This is a genomic window from Paucisalibacillus globulus (genome assembly GCF_900184735.1).
GTDB lineage: Bacteria > Bacillota > Bacilli > Bacillales > Amphibacillaceae > Ornithinibacillus > Ornithinibacillus globulus_B.
Genome location: NZ_LT855399.1, coordinates 262,935 through 281,857, shown reverse-complemented (window position 1 = coordinate 281,857; position 18,923 = coordinate 262,935). Strand labels below are relative to the sequence as shown.

Here is an 18,923-nt window from a genome sequence, read left to right as displayed (position 1 = left end):
CCCCGGAAGAGCTTTAGCTCTGAGGAGGCTCACCAGCCGCCCGTGGAAAGCGTAGTATATTTCCGGAGCGGGTCTATGCGCTTTTCATGTTCGTTCGGATTTTAATCAACTAAAACTCTTTTGTCCCTGCCTCTTTATATATTATTATCCTTGTTGAGAACCGTATAGTTCCTCTAAAGGCTTGGTAATGATTTGGCTTAATTCATTAATGACCATATTTAAGCGTTGTTCTTGCTCCATAAGTGAAGAAATACCTTCATGTTGTTGCACCAACTCTACAACTTTACGAGCTTTTTCAACTTCTTCTTCCGTGATATCTTGACCCTGCATTTGTTTTTGTTGCAGTTCCATTTGTGTATCTCGGAAATCCTCGAATGTTTTTTTAGCTGTAGGATCGCTCATTACTGCATCAAATGCAGCTTGTAATCCTTTAAATTCTTCACTCTCACGAATTGCCTTTTCTAAATCATAGGCACTATCATACATATTTGACAAAACAAATTCCTCCTTGGATAGGTTACTACTCACTATAACAAACGAAAAGCTTGATGTATACTGATATCTTTGTCGCTTTATAAAATAGTGATTCTATTGATATAATGAAGAAAACATTGAAAAATGGGGTCTTTCTATTGATTGATAAGCTTAAGAAGTATTTCCCGTCTCTTCAACATTATGAAACAGTTCCTACAGATATAAACCTTGATTTTAAATGGTTTCAAATGGATAATGGACAATTGGTCGGAATTCATCCATCTGAACTTGAAGAAAAAGATCTTGTACTTTTGCATACATTATTAAAACCGTATGAGAATCACTTTCCTATATTGACTGAAGACGAACAAAGATGGAAACAATGGATTAAGATGAAAGATGGGCACCCAAGACTTAACAGAAGTTATCGTTTGGTCTACTTTAAAATACCATCTAATCAAATTCAACCACAAGAGTTCAAGGAAGCGATAAATCAGTTGTTTGAAAAAGAGACAACAATATTATGGGAAAATAAATCGGAAGGTGTTATTGTCGAATACCTCCGTAGTGATTTAGAAGAAGAAATTTCCTACACTGAAATAATCGATATATTAATGAGTGATCTATATATTAATATTCAATTTTTTGTTGGTCCGTATCTTTCCACATTAGATGGAATTAAAGAACACTATGAACAACTTATTTCAGGAGCACTCACTGCATTAACATACTCTGAAAAAAGTGTTGTATCCTATATAGAAGCAATTCCCTATCTCTTAATGGAGCAAGTTAGTCCGCAATTTAAAGAAGAATTAAATCATTTAATCCTTCAAGATTTCACTGATGATGTTGAATTCATTAAAATGATAGAAGTATTTCTTGAAAGCAACTTAAATATATCCGTTGCTGCCAAAAAGTTGTACATGCATCGTAACAGCTTACAATATCGAATTGATAAATTCCACGAAAATACTGGCATTGATATCCGTGTATTTCAACAAGCACTTACCGTATATCTAGCCCTTATTTCAAGAACAAAATAGCAATTCTAGTAAACATGCACAAAGTCCCTCTTATTCTTTGTGCATGTTTACTATTTAGCCCAGTTTATGATTTCAGTATAATAAAGGTATAAATAAAACGCTTTAAAAAATCGAGGGGGAAGAATTCATGGCAGAATTACGCTTAGAACATATCCAGAAGAAATATGACAAAGATGTTGTTGCAGTTAATGATTTTAACTTGCACATCCAAGATAAGGAATTTATCGTTTTCGTAGGACCATCAGGTTGTGGTAAATCAACAACACTTCGTATGATTGCTGGTCTAGAGGAAATTACTGAGGGTGGTCTTTTCATTGATGATAAAAAGATGAACGATGTCGCCCCTAAAGACCGTGATATTGCTATGGTATTCCAAAACTATGCATTGTACCCACATATGAATGTGTATGATAACATGGCATTTGGATTAAAATTACGTAAGTTTAAAAAAGACGAAATTGATAAACGTGTTCAAAACGCGGCTAAAATATTAGGTCTTGAAGCATACCTAGATCGTAAACCGAAAGCACTTTCTGGTGGGCAACGCCAACGTGTTGCATTAGGTCGTGCCATTGTCCGTGATGCTAAAGTATTCTTAATGGATGAACCTTTATCAAACCTAGATGCTAAATTACGTGTACAAATGCGTGCTGAAATCCAAAAACTTCATAAGCGTCTTCAAACTACTACTATTTACGTAACACACGACCAGACAGAAGCGATGACCATGGCTACACGTCTTGTTGTTATGAAAGATGGAGTGATTCAACAAGTCGGTGCTCCAAAAGAGGTATATGACAACCCGAATAATGTATTTGTTGGTGGATTCATTGGATCACCAGCAATGAATTTCCTTACAGGAGCTATTAAAGATTCAGATTTTGTAATGGGTGATATCAAAGTTAGAATTCCTGAAGGGAAACTAAAGTTACTAAAAGAAAAAGGTTATACAGGTAAAGAAGTAATTCTAGGTATTCGTCCAGAAGATATTCATGATGAATTAGTATTTATCGAATCCACTCCAGATACCAAAATAACTGCCCATATTGAAGTTGCAGAATTAATGGGTGCAGAAACTTACCTTTATTCAAAAGTTGCAGATCAAGATTTCATTGCACGTATTGATTCTCGTTCTGATATACAAGGTGGAGAAACACTTGACTTAGCTTTAGATATGAACAAAGCACACTTCTTTGACGCAGAAACAGAAGAAAGAATTTACTAATTTCATCTTAGAAAGAGGGAAAAAAATCCCTCTTTTTTTAATTGCACTACATTTTTTTGTGATACAAGAAAGAAACATTTTTGTTAATTAAAGGGAATTATTTCTATAAAGTTGTAAATAATACTGATATCAATATTTTAAAAGGGAAAGCAATTAAGCTTTCCCTTTAAAGTAGCCATCCATATTCAATTATTTACCAGCAAATTGTTGTTGAGCAGCTTGAACTAGACGCTTCGTAATCTCTCCACCAACAGATCCGTTAGCACGGGAAGTTGTGTCAGCACCAAGATTTACACCAAATTCAGAAGCAATTTCATATTTCATTTGGTCTAAAGCTTGTTGTGCTCCAGGTACTAATAATTGATTTGAGTTATTTGAATTATTGTTTGCCATGTTGTATGACCTCCTGATTGATTAGAGTCTTACTCTATTGTTAGATAAGTTATTATTGAGGGACTATATCCCATGACATATACTTACTTATTTACCGTTTAACTGTTGTTGTGCTGTTTGAACTAGACGCTTCGTGATTTCTCCACCAACAGATCCATTAGAACGTGATGTGTCATCAGCACTAAGGTTTACACCAAACTCAGAAGCGATCTCATATTTCATTTGGTCTAGAGCCTGTTCTATACCAGGTACAAGCAATTGATTAGAATTTCTGCTTGCCATATTATCACCTCCTGTATGAATATTGTGAGCAGAACGAGTTGTTCTTATCACAAGAAATCATTGGTAATTCATATATTTAAAGGTTTCTCCTATTCATTCTGCATCTGCCTTAGATTAGAAGATTCACATGATCTTTATTTAGCAAAAAAGGGGACATAAAAGGGAAAGTCAAGAAGACTTTCCCTTTGTATAAGGGTTTTTTTACCCTAAGCCATCATTATTGAATTTGTCCTGACATTTGTTGTTGAGCAGTTTGAACTAGACGCTTAGTGATTTCTCCACCAACTGAACCGTTAGCACGAGAAGTTGTATCAGCACCAAGGTTTACGCCAAACTCAGAAGCGATTTCATATTTCATTTGGTCTAAAGCTTGTTGTGCACCAGGCACTACTAATTGGTTTGAATTGTTGTTGTTAGCCATGTTTTATCACCTCCTGTGATATATATTGTGAACAGAATCAAAAAACTTATCACAAAAATCTATTGGTAAATTGTGGGTAGTTTTTGAGATTACCAAACAAGGTTTAAACACTTTCTCTATATTCCTCTAATAAAAAAAAGAATCCTACAACACTGCAGGATTCTTTTAATAGTTATTTAGGATATGTCATTTCTCTAGGATTTACATATTGATCAAATTCTTCAGCCGTTAGTAACCCTAGTTCAACTGCCGTTTCTTTCAATGTAGCATTATCTGCAAATGCTTTTTTAGCAATCTTTGCAGCATTTTCATAGCCAATATGTGGGTTTAAAGCAGTAACAAGCATCAGGGAATCATTTAAGTTCTTTTCAATTTGGTCAAGATTTGGTTCAATTCCTTGTGCACAGCGTTCATCAAATGAAAGAATGCTATCTGCTAGTAACTCACATGATTGTAAAAAGTTATATGCAATTACAGGTTTAAATACGTTTAATTCAAAGTTACCTTGACTAGCCGCAAAACCAATTGCTGCATCATTACCCATTACTTGCGCCGCTACCATGGTTACAGCTTCGCTTTGAGTTGGGTTCACTTTCCCTGGCATGATAGAACTTCCTGGTTCATTCTCTGGGATTGTAATTTCACCAATTCCACAACGTGGACCACTTGCTAACCAGCGAACATCGTTGGCAATCTTCATTAAGTCAGCTGCTAGTCCTTTTAGAGCCCCATGAGCAAAGACCGTTTCATCATGGCTTGTTAAAGCATGGAACTTATTTGGTGAAGACACAAATTCTTTACCGGTGAACTCACTGATTTCTGCACATACACGGTCAGAGAACTCTGGATGTGCATTTAGTCCTGTTCCAACAGCTGTTCCCCCGATTGCTAGCTCCTTTAAATAAGGTAAGCTAGATACAATCATACTTTCCGATTTTTCTAGCATGCGATGCCATCCACTAATTTCTTGTCCAAGTGTTAGTGGTGTTGCATCTTGTAAATGCGTACGTCCAATTTTAACAATATCTTGAAAAGCGTCCATTTTCGTTTTAAAAGTATCTTTTAAAGTGCGTAAAGCAGGTAACAACACATCTTCAATTTTTAATACTTCTGCCACATGCATCGCAGTTGGGTAGGTATCATTCGAGCTTTGTGATTTGTTTACATCATCATTAGGGTGAAGTACAAGATCACTGCCTTGTTCTTTTAACCATTCATTCCCGACATATGCAATTACTTCATTAACATTCATATTAGACTGCGTACCACTTCCAGTTTGCCAAACTACTAATGGAAAATGGTCGTCTATTGTACCCTCGATAATTTGTTTAGCTGCATACTCAATAGCTTTAGCTTTTGTAGCATCCATTAATCCTAAATCACTATTTGCTTTCGCTGCACTCATCTTTAGAATTGCAAACGCTTTTATTATTTCAGTTGGCATTTTTTCATTTCCAATTGGAAAGTTTTCCTTACTGCGTTGTGTTTGTGCCCCCCAGAACTTGTCCGCTGGAACTTTTACTTCGCCAAGTGTATCATGTTCAATACGAAAATCCATATGTATTTCCTCCCCTTTGTTGATAGTAATTTCAATCCCCTTCTATTGTATCAAATTTTTATAAAATGAAAATCAAATTCAACTATTCCTCGGGCAAAATATTCCCATTTTCTAATAAAGTAAGTTAAATTCACAAAATTGTAATGCCAAGTTATATGTTTTACCATTATACTAGTATGTATCATTAGTTTGTTAGGAGGACTTTAATATGCCTAATATATGGACACATATGCTTTTTTGCGAAGATGTGGTAGACACGATTGGAATTTCAATGTCTATACCAAAGCATAGTTATATATTAAACTTAGGTGCTCAAGGTCCAGATCCATTTTTCTACTTTAATTTTTGGCCTTGGATGGAAGATGGTCCAGTTAATCATATCGGAAATTTGCTCCACACTGAAAAATGTGGGGAATTTCTTATGGATTTAATTGACGATGTTAGAGATAAATCAGATGAATTAAAATCATATGTTTTCGGCTTTGTAACACACCATATCCTTGATCGTAATGCACATCCATATATTCATTATCGTGCAGGTTATGAAGGAAATAAACACTCAAAATTGGAAATCATTATCGATACGTTGATGATGGAACGATACAAAAACCTTAAGACTTGGAAAACTCCAGTTCATAAAGAAATTCAACTTAGCCGGAAAATTAAAATTGAAATTGCAGAGTTACTACATCGAACAATCAAAAAACATTTTCCAGATATTAATCAAAACTCTTCTAAAAATATCATGAAAGCATTTAATGACATGAAGTTAGCACTAAAACTATTAGCAGATCCACATGGGTGGAAAAATAAATTATTACATTCAACGGTGTCCTCTTTTTCACATCAACCAATTGTTGACCATACAGATTATCTTAACCTGGAACATGCAACCTGGTACCACCCAGCAACTAGGGTGCCAAGTTCGAAGAGTTTTATCGATTTATATGAACAGGCAAGAATTGAAAGCATTGATATTATGAAGAATGTACTGGAATTTTGGCGTAAGGATGGAACAAATCGTAAGGAATTAGAGAAGGTACTTGGAGAAATATCTTATGATACTGGTTTACCACTTAGTTTAAATAGAAACAATAAATACAGTGAACCTATTATATAATGATCTGAAAAAGCTTAGTTATTCACTAAGCTTTTTCCGTCTATCTTTGGATTAGGATTTCAATTTCATCCTCATTTTCATCTACTAAATCATCTAATAATTGGTTAGCCCGAACAGTGTATGTATCATCACTAGTTTGTTGTTCGCCTAACTTTTGTTTAATATAAGCAACTACATAGATGCTTATTTTTTGAGTTTCTTCGTAATACTTTTCATAATACTCTTCCACTTCCATATCAAACTTTTCAGCTTGGGATTCTACAAATTCCTTTAACTGTGCAGCCATGGGATTGTTTACATCAGCATTAAGAAAATTATTGGTTAAATACTCTTTATCGACATCCATTTCTTTCAATTCCTCAGATAAATCGATATTCATTTTATTAACCTCTTGAATGGCAAGTGTTGCCTTAATGGTTCCATCTAAATTATCCAAAATCTTATTATCTGGATAGAGAAAGCGTAATTCACCTACGGTAATTTCTTCTCCACGGACAATAGCGGCGATGTCGTCGTTATCATACGATTTAGAACAACCAATCATACTTATAGTGCAAATCACAACAACTAAGAGCCGTATCTTTTTCATTTTCCTCACCCACAATTATTATAGTGCTTTTTCATTTAGAGAAATTCTAATAATAGCATTTATTACGGACTCCAATTCTTGACTATCCTTAATATGAAATAAATAATCTGCTTCCTCTTTGGTCGGGCTTTTGACATCTTCTCTTGCGTCATCTACTTGTTGACGTAGAAGAACCTGTTCAAAGTTTGTTGCACTTCTAAAAATAGTGGTTCTACGTTCACTTTGATGGACCCTAGCTTTCAGAATATAATCAGGAATATCAAAATGTACAAGGATCCGAGTGAAATCTTTAGCAGGAAATAATTCGTTTAAGAGATAATTTCGATCATGAATACTTCGATTAGAATTACAAATAATCAAATGATAATCAGTATTTTCTTTCGTATAGTCAACAATTAATCTTGATAAAGCGTGCTTTAATGTATTCGGACCTGTTTTTGGTTGTATCTTTTTATAATATGTATTAATGAATTCTGCATGATTATCTTGGTCCATTACAATAGAGTTGTCCAACTTCTTTTCTAATGCTTTTGCAAATGTTGTTTTGCCACTATGTGTTTTCCCAACAGTAATCACTACTAATCGTTTCATGCACTATAATCCTCCAGATATGTTTAAAACCGCACAGATAATTGGCTCTGTGCGGTAATTTTATTGAATAATAATTAATCTACGGTATGGTTTTTCGCAGCTTCCACACCTTTTTGTACGTTTACAAAACTTAAAATAATAATTCCAGCTATAAAGAAGAAAATCAAAGAAAGTATTCCGTATCTACTGTTTCCAGTCAATTGCCCAACAAATCCAAATAAGAACGGTCCAAACACTGCAGAGAATTTAGATGAAATTCCATAGAACCCAAAGAATTCACCTTTCTTATTTGCCGGAACCATCCTTCCATAAATGGATCTACTAAGTGCTTGAGCACCACCCTGAACAAGCCCGACTATCGTTGCTAAAATGTAAAAGTGAAGTGCAGAATTCATAAAGTACCCTATTATAACAATCCCTAAGTAGACAAACAGTGTAATCAACAATGCCCTTTTCGGTGAAATCTTGCCTGCTAACCAACCAAAGAAGAAGGTAGACGGAATTCCAACAAATTGTGTGATTAAAAGAGCAACAATTAAATCATTCTGACCAATTCCTATCTCTGTACCATATATGGTCGCCATTCGAATAATCGTAGATATACCATCATTAAATAACCAGAATGCAAATAAGAATAGGAGTAATTGCTTAAATTGTCTTATTTCCTTAAACGTATGTCCAATTCTAGAGAAACCAATTGCAATGTATGCTTTATCACGTTTAACAGGCTCTCTTTTTTCGTCATGGATGTTTTTTAATAATGGGATAGAAAAGATTAGCCACCAAATTCCAACCATTGCAAAGGAAACTTTCATTGCTCCAATTACATCTAAGCCAAACATTGCTGGTTTTAAAATCATCACAACATTAATTAATAGTAAAATTCCTCCACCAACATAGCCAAGAGCAAATCCTTTTGATGAGACTTTATCTATATCATTTTCATCTGCGACCTCAGGTAAAAATGCGTCATAGAAAATATTTGCTCCTGAAAAGCCAATGGATCCGATAATAAATAACACAGCAACAAAGATATAATCCCCTTCGCCAGTAAAAGCTAATGAGACACTCGCAACCATCCCCATAAATGCGAAGAATCGAAGAAACTTTTTCTTAGCAGCTGAGAAATCAGCAATTGCTCCAAGTATTGGTGCTAAAATAGCCACGATTAGTACAGCAATAGAGTTTGCATAGCCCCAATAACTTGTTGCTAAGCCATCATCAATATTGTTTGCAGCAACACTTGAATAAAAAATTGGAAGAATTGCGGCTAACATGGTTGTTGCAAAGGCTGAATTTCCAAAATCGTAGAGAGCCCAGCTCAATTGTGTTTTTTTATCCTTTTTCAAATACAAACACTCCCCTCATCTTTAGCATAGCAAATTAAATCAATTGAATATGTTAATTATTCGTAAATATCATTATGCTTTCTCTAAAGATGCAGCTGCTTCATTTGTAGTTTCAATAGCCTGGACTAAAATGCTCATACGGTTTACCTGCTCATCCACCATTGCTTCTAATTCTTCAATTGTTGCCGTAGTTTCCTCGATAATTGAAGCTAATTGATCTACGGATTGTTCTATATTTCCTGACGAACCTTTAATATCATTAGCTTGCTTATTTAAATACTGTAAGTACTTAATAAAGCTTTGTAATTGAGTAGTAATAATCTCAAAATTATCTCTTGATGCTATTGTATGCTCTGTACTAATTGATAATTTCTCTTTATTATTATTTACTTCAACTTGAGTACTTTTCGCATCATGCTCAATCATTTCCAGGTTTTCACGCATCTGTTTTGCAGTTATTTGAGACACTTCTGCTAATTTTCGAATTTCTGCTGCAACAACAGAAAATCCTTTTCCAAATTCACCTGCTCTTGCTGCTTCAATACTAGCATTCAATGCTAAAAGATTGGTTTGTTCCGCAATATCTTGGATTTTTTCTGTATTAGAATTATTTTCATCAATACGTTGAACTAAATTTTCCATATTCAAAGTTAACTGGTCGAAAGATGATTGGAAGTCTTGAATCGTATCAGTCAAAGTATCCATGGATACTTTGCCCTTTGTAGATAAGTCAATTAAATTCTCACCATCAGCAACACTTTTTGAGAAGGACACAATCATTTTGTCTAGTGCCTGATTAGTAGAATTAGTGGCTTCTGAAATTTCTGAAGCAGACTCAGCTTGCTGTTGGCTTGCCTTAGCAATTTCCTGAAACCCTTCTAACATTTCTTTCATTTGATGCTGATTTAAACTACTATCTTGTTCGATTATATTCATTTGGTTACGAACTTCTATCGCACCAGCTTGTACGAGTTTGGATCTCTCCGTTTCACTTTGAGACTTTTCCTCAATTTCTATAAGGCTTTGTTGCATAGTCGTGATAAAACCTCTTGAAACACGAATTTGTATAAATAACACAAGAAATATCAATGTAAAGAATACGAGTGTTATAGCTGCTGAGCGTGTATCAAATCCAACAATATCCCCTTTTATTGCGATAAAAAAGCCCAATAGTGATATCCCTAAGACCGCACCTGTCGTCAAAACTGCTTTAGAAAGCGATACAGCCGCTACAGCTAACAAAAAGAAAGTAAATAACATGTTAGTGACATAATCAGAACTTAACATGATAATAAGTGATACACCTGATAAGCAAACAATAGCAAGATAAGGAACTACATGACTTAGGATTCCTTTGTAGCTGAAGTATGCCATCAATCCCACACAAAAGACTCCACCAAATCCAATTGCCAACATATTTTCTATTGGTGCGCCAACAACAATTTCAGCACCCAAACCGAGAGCCATAGCAAATAATAATATGTAGATTAATATTCGATTCTGTCGTTTTAAGATAGCCCCATCTATTCTCATAAAATCCCCCTATTGATTCGGTAAAATCATACATGAAAATAGCCTTACCAAACATAGGCAAGGCTAAATGAAGATTGCGTACGATTATTCCCAAATATATTGTAAATATTCTTTGCGAACACTTGCAAATTCTTCTTTATTTCCCTTTTGTATGGATCGATCTATTCTTTCCTCTAACATCTTTTTATTCCAATTAAAACATATCTCATCAAGTATTAGTCGTGAAGTTAATCGAATCTCAAAGGATAATTCTCTTCTAGCGTTTAGGACCTTTCCATCATACGGATAAAAGCGGTAACTTACCTTTTCCTTTTTCATTGGGATACGCCCCTTCTGCTCCTTTATTACTATTATCCTAAATTTTGCGAATAATTGCAATGGAAATTTGATGTAATTTATTCCTTAGAACTTGCTCATATTTATTGGACACAGGAAACATACTTATAACATGTCAATTGATATTCGCTTGCGCTTCTCTTTTTCTCTAGACCCACCATATCTCACTTTGTTATAGTAATGTAGTTATCGGAAAAACTGGAGGCAATAAAATGGATCATATAAATAATATGAAACGCGGAGAAAAAGGCGCATGGATAAGTATTATTGCCTATCTCTTCCTTGCAGGATCAAAGCTAATAATAGCTTACATAGGAACATCAGATGCTTTATGGGCAGACGGGCTAAACAACTCAACCGACGTGGTTGCTTCTATAGCAATACTAATCGGACTCAGGATCTCTCAAAAGCCACCTGATCAAAACCACCGTTATGGACACTACCGAGCAGAAACCATTGCTTCCTTATTAGCTGCTTTCATCATGGTTGCTGTTGGATTACAAGTCCTATTTTCAACCATCACGAAAATGTTTGATGGGAACATAGCGAGGCCAGATATGATCACTGCATGGACGGCTCTTGGTGCTGCTTTAGTCATGTATGTGGTTCACCGCTACAACCTTTCACTATCACGCAAAATAAATAGTAGTGCCTTGTATGCTGCATCGCAAGATAATCGTTCTGATGCCCTGGTGAGTATAGGGGCATTTATTGGTATTATTGGTGCTCAGTTTGGCGTGTTCTGGTTAGACCCATTGGCAGGCTTTATCGTTGGAATCATTATTTGTAAGACAGCATGGGATATTTTTAAAGACTCCACTCTTATGTTAACGGATGGTTTTGATGAAGAACGTCTAAAGAAAATAAAAGAAGAAATTTCTAAATTCCCTGAGGTCAAACTAGTTGAGGATATTAAAGGTCGTGCTCTCGGTAACCAATCCGTGTTGGACGTAACGATTAAAGTGAACCCAGAGCTTAATGTAAGGCAGAGTCACGACATCACGGTCTATATTGAAGAAGAATTAGCAGCAAAGCATGGAATTTTGTACACCCATATTCATATTGAACCTTACAATGAATAAATGACTATCACTACATGTCCTAAAATTGCACTAACAAAAAGAGGAGCAGTCCATAGTGCACTGTTCCTCTTTATAATAAAGTAGTTAATAAAAAGACTGACAAAATGGCTCCAATTACCACAAAAATAACATTTAAACCAACATATGCAAGTATAATAGCAACAAATCCTCCAATTAACCCGATATGTGGTTTATCAGCATTAATCGAGAGAACACCAGGAAAAATAAGTGCTCCTAACGCTGCATATGGTATCGCGTTAAGCCAACGATTTACCCAATCCTTAAATTGCAATTTATCCACTATAAAGGCAGGAATTACTCTTGGAAGCATCGTCACAACAGACATCCCAATAATGATTAGTAGAATTATCATCTGCGCTCCTCCTTTAATAAAAACACTCCACTTAATCCTCCAAGAACCGTACCAGCAACAATTGCCCATCCACTACTCATAAATTGTAAACAAATAACGTTTATCAACATTGCGATTACTGCAATCAATCCCACTCGTAATTCTTTCTTCACAGATGGAACTAATAAACCGATAAACATTGCATAAAGAGCAATTCCCATGCTTTGACTTAAAGTTTCCGGAATCACTTTACCTAATACTCCACCTAAGAAGGAACCAATCACCCAGGAAAGATATGCAGTTAAGGTTAGAGCACCATAGAATAGAAAACCCTTTTCTTCTTTTGCTTCATTCGTATGTAAGGAAGAGACGGCAAACGTTTCATCTGTTAATCCTAATGAAAGTGGAAACTTCCATTTCAAATCTACTTCACGCAATCGATTCATAAAAGAAAGACTCATAACAAAATGGCGAAAGTTTAAGACAAAGGTAGCAATAATTATTTCAACTGCTCCTGCACCTAGTGCAATCATATTTGCACCCATGAATTGACTAGCTCCAGCAAATACAAGAACACTCATTAACGTAAGTTCCATAAGTGATAAACCAGCTTGCTTTGCCAGCACACCATAGGTTATGGCAATTGGAATATATCCAAGCATAATTGGAAAGCCAACCGCTAAACCACGCTTAATCATCAACATGGATGAGAAATAGTTTTTTTTATTTTCACTGACAGTATCCATATACGTCTCCCCCATCTAAATTTCTCATAATTATAACTGATTTTTAGTGTTGTGAGAATACATGAGACTTAAAATTGTTAATTTTATTTCGTTTTATGGAATGTTGGTGATGGATTTATCTACTGGGAGGATACTCCTCGATTTCAAAGGCAGTTTTTGAAATGATTGTTGCTTAGTTTTTTTACAGTTGATAGAAACTGTGCGGTAACTACTGTCAATTTTCTAAATCAATTGCAGTGTATAGTGGTACAACACCGCTCCGGCAGAATACTTCGCTTTCCGCGGGCACTGCCTCAGCCTCCTCGAGGAAAGTTCGCCTCTGCGGGGTCTTCGGACACGTGCTATTCCCGCAGGAGTCTAAGTATTCTGCCTGCGCTGGTTTAGTTTTCTAATTAATGTTAGAGGTTAAATTACGTATTTTAATAATTAAATGCTATTAAATTTATTCATTTACTTCTTACTAGCGAAGGAAATACACGGAGACTCCTGCGGGAGGATAGGCATCGGTGAGACCCCGCAAGAGCTTTAGCTCTGAGGAGGCTCACCAGCCGCCCGCGGCAAGGTAGGCACTGCGACGGTTCTTTCGAGCAGATGTCGCCCCTGTGCTGACAGTAAAAGCGGAGTGTATTTCCGTAGCGGGTATGATGCACTACCATAATGCTTAGTTACCGCGCAGTTTCTTTAAATTATGTAATTAACAACTTTCTTTAAGCAAATAACCCCAAAAAAAGAACCCGCACCTATCGTACAGATTCTTCTCTAGAACTATTTATCTTGTTCCGTTAAAATAATGGGATCCCCATCCGTAATTACAATAGTATGTTCATATTGTGCAGAGCGGCCGCCATCTACTGTTCTTGCAGTCCATTCATTACTGTCTAATTTACTACGCCAATCCCCTTCGTTCAACATTGGTTCGATGGTAATTACCATTCCAGGCTTTAAACGAAGACCTTTATTTGGTAAGCCAAAATGTGGTATATGCGGATCTTCGTGAATCGTAGGACCAATGCCATGACCAGTGAAGTCCCGTACAACAGAAAATCCTTCCCCTTCTGCATAAGTCTGTATCGCATGGCCGATATCTCCAATACGGTTACCTGCTTTTGCTTGTTCAATCCCAACATACAGTGATTTCTTAGTAACTTCCATAAGACGTAGCCCTTTTTCATCTACATTCCCCACCGCATAGGTCCAAGCAGAATCGGCTAAGCCTCCATTAAGGTTTACTACCATATCAATAGTTACAATATCTCCGTCCTTTAACTTCTCTTCTCGTGGAAAACCATGGCAAATTTCATCGTTAATAGAAGCACAAGTTGCATATGGGAAGCCATTATACCCTTTTTGTTCTGGAGTTGCGCCATGTTTTTCTAAAAAACGATCAACAAAAGTATCAATTTCCATGGTACTAATTCCAGGCTTAATTAGTTTTGCAATTTCTTTATGAATCTCAACTAATAGGTCAGCAGCCTTCTGCATTTGCTCGATTTCTCGCTTACTTTTTCTAGTAATCATATAATCGTCCTTTCTATTTATCAGCATAACTGTTAGCTATTATATAGTATTTTCCATTTCATAAGTGTACCACATTTTTACTGCACTTTCATTTAAGTAAAATACCACCGTGCTATATGTACAACTACCCATATTAAAATACCCAAATTCAAGCCAGTCCATCTGTACATTCGCCCTGTCACCTAATGAATCCACACATACATTGTAACTAGAGGAGGTGGCAATTCATGAGTAATGAATATGGATATGGTAAGGGCTTTGCTTTAATCGTTGTTCTTTTTATCCTGTTAATCATAGTAGGTGCTAGTGGATATAACAATGGTGGTGGCTATGGTTATGGATACGGTGGAGGTTGGAATTATTAATTTCCAACTTTCAATAATATAACTACATTTTAGGAGGTGATATAATGGGCCGTGGATTTGAAGGTGGATTTGCGTTAATCGTAGTTCTATTCATCCTGCTAATTATTGTTGGTGCAGGTGGTTATGGTAGAGGATACTACTAATATAAAAGAAATAAGGCCTTGAGGAGATCGTTCTCTTCAAGGTCTTAAATTATGTTTACTCAAATATTAAAAGTACTCATTAACATTATAAATTTTTCCATTCTCGATACTTGCTTCATCATTTAAAATATCAATCAAAATTCCACCAACTGTATCCGTATCACGCAATTGTTTATTTTCTTTGTACCCTTTAAATTTATCTATTTCAATAAAAGAATCTTTTGAACTAGAACGAATCGTCTGTTGCATGTTGGTATCCATTATTCCAGGATTAAATGCAACTATCTTATGTCCTGTTTTTAATGTATCTTGCTCAAGTGCTGCTGTTTTCGTATACATATTTATACTTGCCTTTGAACTGCAATAGGCCCCCCAACCATAGATTGGTCTCTCGGCTGCACCTGATGTTATATTAACTCCTATAAAGGCATTATTTGAGTTAGTGGAAAATTGAAGCATCGAATTCATTAATATGATTGGTGCTAGAGTATTTATTTGAAAATGATTTGTCAACTCTTGATTGCCAATTAGGGTGACTTGGTTTATCGGCTCGACGACAGCTGCATTATTAATCAAATAAAAAATCGTTGGACTGTACCGTTCCACATCTTCTTTTATTTTTTTAACCGTTTTTTCTATCTCACTAATATTTCCAAGGTCACACGGATAATGTTGATAATTAACATTATTTTTTTGAGCAATTTTCCCTAAGCGATTATTGGGATTCCTTGATATACCAAGAACATGGATACCAGATTCTAAGAACAATTTCGCTATAGACTCACCTAAGCCCTTCGAAACGCCAGTAATTAAAGCTATCTTCATGGTTTACCACCCTCTAGTCCTTTATGTACTCGGTACAATTGCATGATTACTTTCAATTCGTTCTTTAATTTCCTTCATTTTCTTCTGCAACCGTTCATCACGATCTTCTGGTGATATTTTTTTATTTAATGCTGCATATAAAGTTAGATCTCGAACCCTCAAGAATAATGGTATTAATGCTTTCCAACCTTTAGGAGGTGTCATCTCTTTACTATACCCTTTCATAAAGGCGTTCATAAATCGTTCTGCAAATTGTGTTTTTTCCTCTGAAGTTGTCTTGTCTGTAAATCTAGAAAAGCAAGTATAATACAGTGGAATTGCAATGTCCGATACATTCCAAAAATAGCATGCATCATCGAAATCGAAAATATAGATCGCATTTCCATCAAAAAAGAAATTTCCACTATGAACATCGTTATGGATTAACCCAAAATTATCTTTTGAAAGCTTATTCAATTCGTTCATTATTTCTTTAGCACGTTCGATTACTATTAATTCCTCAGGTACATATTTCTCCATCTCAAATAAATCATCTTCATACCAATATTTACGAGCCTGCTCCTCTGGTTGATAATTTTTAGTTATTCGATGTAACTTTCCTATTTCTTTCCCCCAACATTCAAATAACGTCTCATTAAATTCATCCTCAGTAGACCGAATTGGTTTCCCTATTACTTTTGAAAAAAGGCAAGCATAAAAGATGGTTTGGTCTGACGTGACTTGTTTTTCAACAAGGTTGTGTTGATTCGATGGGTAGACAATGGAAACATTGGCACCATGTTCATGCAAATAATTAATCCAATCTAGCTCACCTAAGATTTCATTCTCACTTCGATGGGAACTATGGGTGATTCTTAATATATATGGCTTTCCCTCTTTCGTAACCTCATACACATAATTTTCAAAGTCACCTAATAATTTATAGGATGCGTCAAGACCGTAAGCATCGAGAAATCTCTCAATAATTTCTTGATTATATACTGCTTCTACAACTTTCTCCATCGTATTCCCCCTTAACTTTCCCTGTCTATTTAATAATCTGTTCTTAAAAATGTTTGCCCGCATTTATTTCACGGTTTGTTAGAAACTGCGCGGTAACTAAGCATTATGGTAGCGCATCATACCCGCTTCGGAAATACACTCCGCTTTCCGCGGGCGGCTGGTGAGCCTCCTCAGAGCTAAAGCTCTTGCGGGGTCTCACCGATGCCTATCCTCCCGCAGGAGTCTCCGTGTATTTCCTTCGCTAGTAAGAAGTAAATGAATAAATTTAATAGCATTTAATTATTAAAATACGTAATTTAACCTCTAACATTAATTAGAAAACTAAACCAGCGCAGGCAGAATACGTAGACTCCTGCGGGAATAGCACGTGTCCGAAGACCCCGCAGAGGCGAACTTTCCTCGAGGAGGCTGAGGCCGTGCCCGCGGAAAGCGAAGTATTCTGCCGGAGCGGTGTTGTACCACTATACACTGCAATTGATTTAGAAAATTGACAGTAGTTACCGCACAGTTTCTATCAATTGTGTATTTAACAACAATTTCTTAGAGAAGCATTCATTTAAAAAATCATGACGTACTACTTTATTTCGTTCCAATAATAAACCAACGTCTCCATTCCTTTATCATAGCTATCTAATGGAAAGCTTTCATTTGGAGAATGAAGTCTATCATCTGGTGTACCAAAACCTAGTAATACAATCGGGATATTGTATATATCTTCTATCCACTCTACTACTGGAATAGAACCCCCCATCCGTACATATACAGTCTCTTTACCAAAGGCTTTAGTATAGCTATCAGCAGCTTTTTGTATGAGTGGATGGTTCGGTTCAACTTTATAAGCTTTAGCAGATAGTTTTTCTTTTTTCACTTTAACCGTAACACCTTTTGGTGCGACTTTTTTCACATGTGCTTCCAAAGCTTCTTGAATCCTATCTGGTTCTTGTCCTGGTACTAATCGACAGGTAATTTTTGCTGTTGCAGATGTTGGAATAATCGTTTTTGTCCCTTCCCCTTGATAACCACCGTATATTCCATTCACCTCAAAAGTTGGTCTGGCCATTGTATGTTCTTTTGCAGTGTACCCTTTTTCTGACACCGTTTCCGTAATGCCAGTTGCTCTTACAAAATCTTCACTTGGTACTTGTTCAATCAAATGTCTTTCCTCTTCAGTCAAATCTTCCACACCATCATAGAATCCGTCTACTGTTACTACTTCATTTTCATCTTTCATGGATGCAAGGATATGGGAAAGTGCCATGATTGGGTTTCTTACTGCCCCACCATACATACCCGAATGCAAGTCATGGTCTGGACCTGAAACCGTAATCTCAATACCTGTGAATCCTTTTAATCCATAAAGAATCGTTGGTTGATTTTTAGCCACCATACCGGAATCTGAGATGACAGCAAAATCTGCCTGGAATAATTCCTTTTTCTCCTGTAGAGTACGGTAAAGATTCTCACTACCAATCTCCTCTTCCCCTTCTAAACAAACCTTTACATTAAGAGGAAGTTTACCTTCTGTTTTCATCAATGCTTCAAATACAGCTAAATGCATGAATACTTGTCCCTTATCATCACTAGAACCTCGAGCATACAAACGTCCATCTCTTACTTCAGGCTTAAATGGTTCGCTTTTCCATAGCTCAATCGGGTCAACTGGTTGAACATCATAATGGCCATAAAGAAGTACTGTTGGGGCATTTGGTCCTGCTTTTGTATACTCCGCATAAACGATTGGGTGTTTTTTAGTCTCGATTTGTTGTACATTCTCAAAACCTGTGTCCGCTAAATATGTCTCTAGAAAACTCGCTGCATTTCTTACATCTTCTTTATGTACACTATCCGTACTAACACTTGGAATGGATAAAAAATCATTTAACTTTTCTAGTAAGCGATCTCTATTTTCAGTTAGATATGCTAATGCTTTTTCACTCATAATGTAACATCCCTTCTTTCTAATATTGTGTTTATTC

22 protein-coding genes are annotated in these 18,923 nt (G+C 36.0%); 6 read left to right on the top strand and 16 right to left on the bottom strand.

The genetic code is table 11. From position 1 onward, the window contains the following. Positions 1-144 precede the first annotated feature (144 nt). Positions 145-495, bottom strand: coding sequence for a YlbF family regulator (locus BN999_RS18030; RefSeq protein WP_096273746.1), 351 nt, complete (start codon positions 493-495; stop codon positions 145-147). Between the two features lie 137 nt (positions 496-632). Here BN999_RS18030 and BN999_RS18025 point away from each other — a divergent pair, with 137 nt between their 5' ends. Together BN999_RS18025 and BN999_RS18020 are read left to right on the top strand one after the other, a co-directional pair. Then, positions 633-1,517 (top strand): PucR family transcriptional regulator, encoded by an 885-nt coding sequence (locus BN999_RS18025; RefSeq protein ID WP_217988500.1) that lies wholly within the window; start codon positions 633-635, stop codon positions 1,515-1,517. A gap of 127 nt (positions 1,518-1,644) precedes the next feature. Further along, complete coding sequence (locus tag BN999_RS18020) at positions 1,645-2,742, top strand: ABC transporter ATP-binding protein (RefSeq protein WP_096273742.1); 1,098 nt, start codon at positions 1,645-1,647, stop codon at positions 2,740-2,742. Between the two features lie 189 nt (positions 2,743-2,931). Here the strand turns inward: BN999_RS18020 and BN999_RS18015 are convergent, their stop codons facing one another. The 4 genes from BN999_RS18015 to fumC all read right to left on the bottom strand — a co-directional run bounded on the left by BN999_RS18015 (position 2,932) and on the right by fumC (position 5,396). Further along, entirely contained in the window at positions 2,932-3,135 is a 204-nt protein-coding gene (locus BN999_RS18015) for an alpha/beta-type small acid-soluble spore protein (protein WP_096273740.1), read from the bottom strand. Between the two features lie 87 nt (positions 3,136-3,222). Further along, positions 3,223-3,417 (bottom strand): alpha/beta-type small acid-soluble spore protein, encoded by a 195-nt coding sequence (locus BN999_RS18010; RefSeq protein WP_096273738.1) that lies wholly within the window; start codon positions 3,415-3,417, stop codon positions 3,223-3,225. 217 nt (positions 3,418-3,634) lie between these two features. Continuing rightward, entirely contained in the window at positions 3,635-3,838 is a 204-nt protein-coding gene (locus BN999_RS18005; RefSeq protein WP_042149226.1) for an alpha/beta-type small acid-soluble spore protein, read from the bottom strand. Positions 3,839-4,010: 172 nt separating this feature from the next. Further along, positions 4,011-5,396 (bottom strand): class II fumarate hydratase, encoded by a 1,386-nt coding sequence (gene fumC, locus BN999_RS18000; protein WP_096273736.1) that lies wholly within the window; start codon positions 5,394-5,396, stop codon positions 4,011-4,013. 208 nt (positions 5,397-5,604) lie between these two features. On the opposite strand from fumC, the gene BN999_RS17995 reads away from it, so the two are divergent. Next, positions 5,605-6,516 (top strand): zinc dependent phospholipase C family protein, encoded by a 912-nt coding sequence (locus BN999_RS17995; RefSeq protein WP_096273734.1) that lies wholly within the window; start codon positions 5,605-5,607, stop codon positions 6,514-6,516. Between the two features lie 40 nt (positions 6,517-6,556). On the opposite strand, the gene BN999_RS17990 is transcribed toward BN999_RS17995, so the two are convergent. From BN999_RS17990 to BN999_RS17970, 5 genes are all read right to left on the bottom strand, one after another. Continuing rightward, positions 6,557-7,105, bottom strand: a complete 549-nt coding sequence (locus BN999_RS17990; RefSeq protein WP_096273732.1) for a hypothetical protein — start codon at positions 7,103-7,105, stop codon at positions 6,557-6,559. 18 nt (positions 7,106-7,123) lie between these two features. After that, positions 7,124-7,696, bottom strand: coding sequence for an AAA family ATPase (locus tag BN999_RS17985; protein ID WP_096273730.1), 573 nt, complete (start codon positions 7,694-7,696; stop codon positions 7,124-7,126). Positions 7,697-7,770: 74 nt separating this feature from the next. Further along, entirely contained in the window at positions 7,771-9,045 is a 1,275-nt protein-coding gene (locus tag BN999_RS17980) for an MFS transporter (RefSeq protein ID WP_096273728.1), read from the bottom strand. A 72-nt stretch (positions 9,046-9,117) separates the two neighbouring features. Beyond that, positions 9,118-10,578, bottom strand: coding sequence for a methyl-accepting chemotaxis protein (locus BN999_RS17975; protein ID WP_096273726.1), 1,461 nt, complete (start codon positions 10,576-10,578; stop codon positions 9,118-9,120). An 84-nt stretch (positions 10,579-10,662) separates the two neighbouring features. Beyond that, positions 10,663-10,896, bottom strand: a complete 234-nt coding sequence (locus tag BN999_RS17970) for an IDEAL domain-containing protein (RefSeq protein WP_096273724.1) — start codon at positions 10,894-10,896, stop codon at positions 10,663-10,665. Between the two features lie 230 nt (positions 10,897-11,126). Between BN999_RS17970 and BN999_RS17965 the strand changes: the two genes are divergently transcribed. Next, entirely contained in the window at positions 11,127-11,996 is an 870-nt protein-coding gene (locus BN999_RS17965; RefSeq protein ID WP_096273722.1) for a cation diffusion facilitator family transporter, read from the top strand. A 70-nt stretch (positions 11,997-12,066) separates the two neighbouring features. On the opposite strand, the gene BN999_RS17960 is transcribed toward BN999_RS17965, so the two are convergent. The 3 genes from BN999_RS17960 to map form a co-directional block, all read right to left on the bottom strand. Further along, positions 12,067-12,366, bottom strand: a complete 300-nt coding sequence (locus BN999_RS17960) for an AzlD domain-containing protein (protein WP_096273783.1) — start codon at positions 12,364-12,366, stop codon at positions 12,067-12,069. After that, positions 12,366-13,094, bottom strand: a complete 729-nt coding sequence (locus tag BN999_RS17955) for an AzlC family ABC transporter permease (protein WP_096273720.1) — start codon at positions 13,092-13,094, stop codon at positions 12,366-12,368. The genes BN999_RS17960 and BN999_RS17955 overlap by 1 nt, the downstream gene beginning before the upstream one ends. 765 nt (positions 13,095-13,859) lie before the next feature. After that, positions 13,860-14,612, bottom strand: coding sequence for a type I methionyl aminopeptidase (map, locus tag BN999_RS17950; RefSeq protein WP_096273718.1), 753 nt, complete (start codon positions 14,610-14,612; stop codon positions 13,860-13,862). Between the two features lie 227 nt (positions 14,613-14,839). On the opposite strand from map, the gene BN999_RS21160 reads away from it, so the two are divergent. After that, positions 14,840-14,977, top strand: a complete 138-nt coding sequence (locus BN999_RS21160) for a YjcZ family sporulation protein (protein ID WP_096273716.1) — start codon at positions 14,840-14,842, stop codon at positions 14,975-14,977. Positions 14,978-15,021: 44 nt separating this feature from the next. After that, on the top strand, positions 15,022-15,120 hold the full coding sequence (locus tag BN999_RS17940; protein ID WP_081755976.1) for a YjcZ family sporulation protein: 99 nt from the start codon (positions 15,022-15,024) through the stop codon (positions 15,118-15,120). 66 nt (positions 15,121-15,186) lie between these two features. Here the strand turns inward: BN999_RS17940 and BN999_RS17935 are convergent, their stop codons facing one another. From BN999_RS17935 to BN999_RS17925, 3 genes are all read right to left on the bottom strand, one after another. Then, positions 15,187-15,945, bottom strand: coding sequence for a (S)-benzoin forming benzil reductase (locus BN999_RS17935; RefSeq protein WP_096273714.1), 759 nt, complete (start codon positions 15,943-15,945; stop codon positions 15,187-15,189). 21 nt (positions 15,946-15,966) lie between these two features. Further along, positions 15,967-16,947 (bottom strand): phosphotransferase enzyme family protein, encoded by a 981-nt coding sequence (locus BN999_RS17930; protein ID WP_176482029.1) that lies wholly within the window; start codon positions 16,945-16,947, stop codon positions 15,967-15,969. Positions 16,948-17,521: 574 nt separating this feature from the next. Further along, entirely contained in the window at positions 17,522-18,886 is a 1,365-nt protein-coding gene (locus BN999_RS17925) for a dipeptidase (protein WP_096273710.1), read from the bottom strand. Positions 18,887-18,923 lie beyond the last annotated feature (37 nt).

What these genes read in the sequence shown, in the direction of transcription:
- BN999_RS17930 (WP_176482029.1), bottom strand. Translation starts at nt 16,947, where the DNA reads ATGGAGAAAGTTGTAGAAGCAGTATATAATCAAGAAATTATTGAGAGA.
- BN999_RS17970 (WP_096273724.1), bottom strand. Translation starts at nt 10,896, where the DNA reads ATGAAAAAGGAAAAGGTAAGTTACCGCTTTTATCCGTATGATGGAAAG.
- BN999_RS17975 (WP_096273726.1), bottom strand. Translation starts at nt 10,578, where the DNA reads ATGAGAATAGATGGGGCTATCTTAAAACGACAGAATCGAATATTAATC.
- BN999_RS17925 (WP_096273710.1), bottom strand. Translation starts at nt 18,886, where the DNA reads ATGAGTGAAAAAGCATTAGCATATCTAACTGAAAATAGAGATCGCTTA.
- BN999_RS17985 (WP_096273730.1), bottom strand. Translation starts at nt 7,696, where the DNA reads ATGAAACGATTAGTAGTGATTACTGTTGGGAAAACACATAGTGGCAAA.
- BN999_RS17965 (WP_096273722.1), top strand. Translation starts at nt 11,127, where the DNA reads ATGGATCATATAAATAATATGAAACGCGGAGAAAAAGGCGCATGGATA.
- fumC (WP_096273736.1), bottom strand. Translation starts at nt 5,396, where the DNA reads ATGGATTTTCGTATTGAACATGATACACTTGGCGAAGTAAAAGTTCCA.
- BN999_RS17935 (WP_096273714.1), bottom strand. Translation starts at nt 15,945, where the DNA reads ATGAAGATAGCTTTAATTACTGGCGTTTCGAAGGGCTTAGGTGAGTCT.
- BN999_RS21160 (WP_096273716.1), top strand. Translation starts at nt 14,840, where the DNA reads ATGAGTAATGAATATGGATATGGTAAGGGCTTTGCTTTAATCGTTGTT.
- BN999_RS17990 (WP_096273732.1), bottom strand. Translation starts at nt 7,105, where the DNA reads ATGAAAAAGATACGGCTCTTAGTTGTTGTGATTTGCACTATAAGTATG.
- BN999_RS18010 (WP_096273738.1), bottom strand. Translation starts at nt 3,417, where the DNA reads ATGGCAAGCAGAAATTCTAATCAATTGCTTGTACCTGGTATAGAACAG.
- BN999_RS18020 (WP_096273742.1), top strand. Translation starts at nt 1,645, where the DNA reads ATGGCAGAATTACGCTTAGAACATATCCAGAAGAAATATGACAAAGAT.
- BN999_RS18005 (WP_042149226.1), bottom strand. Translation starts at nt 3,838, where the DNA reads ATGGCTAACAACAACAATTCAAACCAATTAGTAGTGCCTGGTGCACAA.
- BN999_RS17940 (WP_081755976.1), top strand. Translation starts at nt 15,022, where the DNA reads ATGGGCCGTGGATTTGAAGGTGGATTTGCGTTAATCGTAGTTCTATTC.
- BN999_RS17995 (WP_096273734.1), top strand. Translation starts at nt 5,605, where the DNA reads ATGCCTAATATATGGACACATATGCTTTTTTGCGAAGATGTGGTAGAC.
- map (WP_096273718.1), bottom strand. Translation starts at nt 14,612, where the DNA reads ATGATTACTAGAAAAAGTAAGCGAGAAATCGAGCAAATGCAGAAGGCT.
- BN999_RS17955 (WP_096273720.1), bottom strand. Translation starts at nt 13,094, where the DNA reads ATGGATACTGTCAGTGAAAATAAAAAAAACTATTTCTCATCCATGTTG.
- BN999_RS18015 (WP_096273740.1), bottom strand. Translation starts at nt 3,135, where the DNA reads ATGGCAAACAATAATTCAAATAACTCAAATCAATTATTAGTACCTGGA.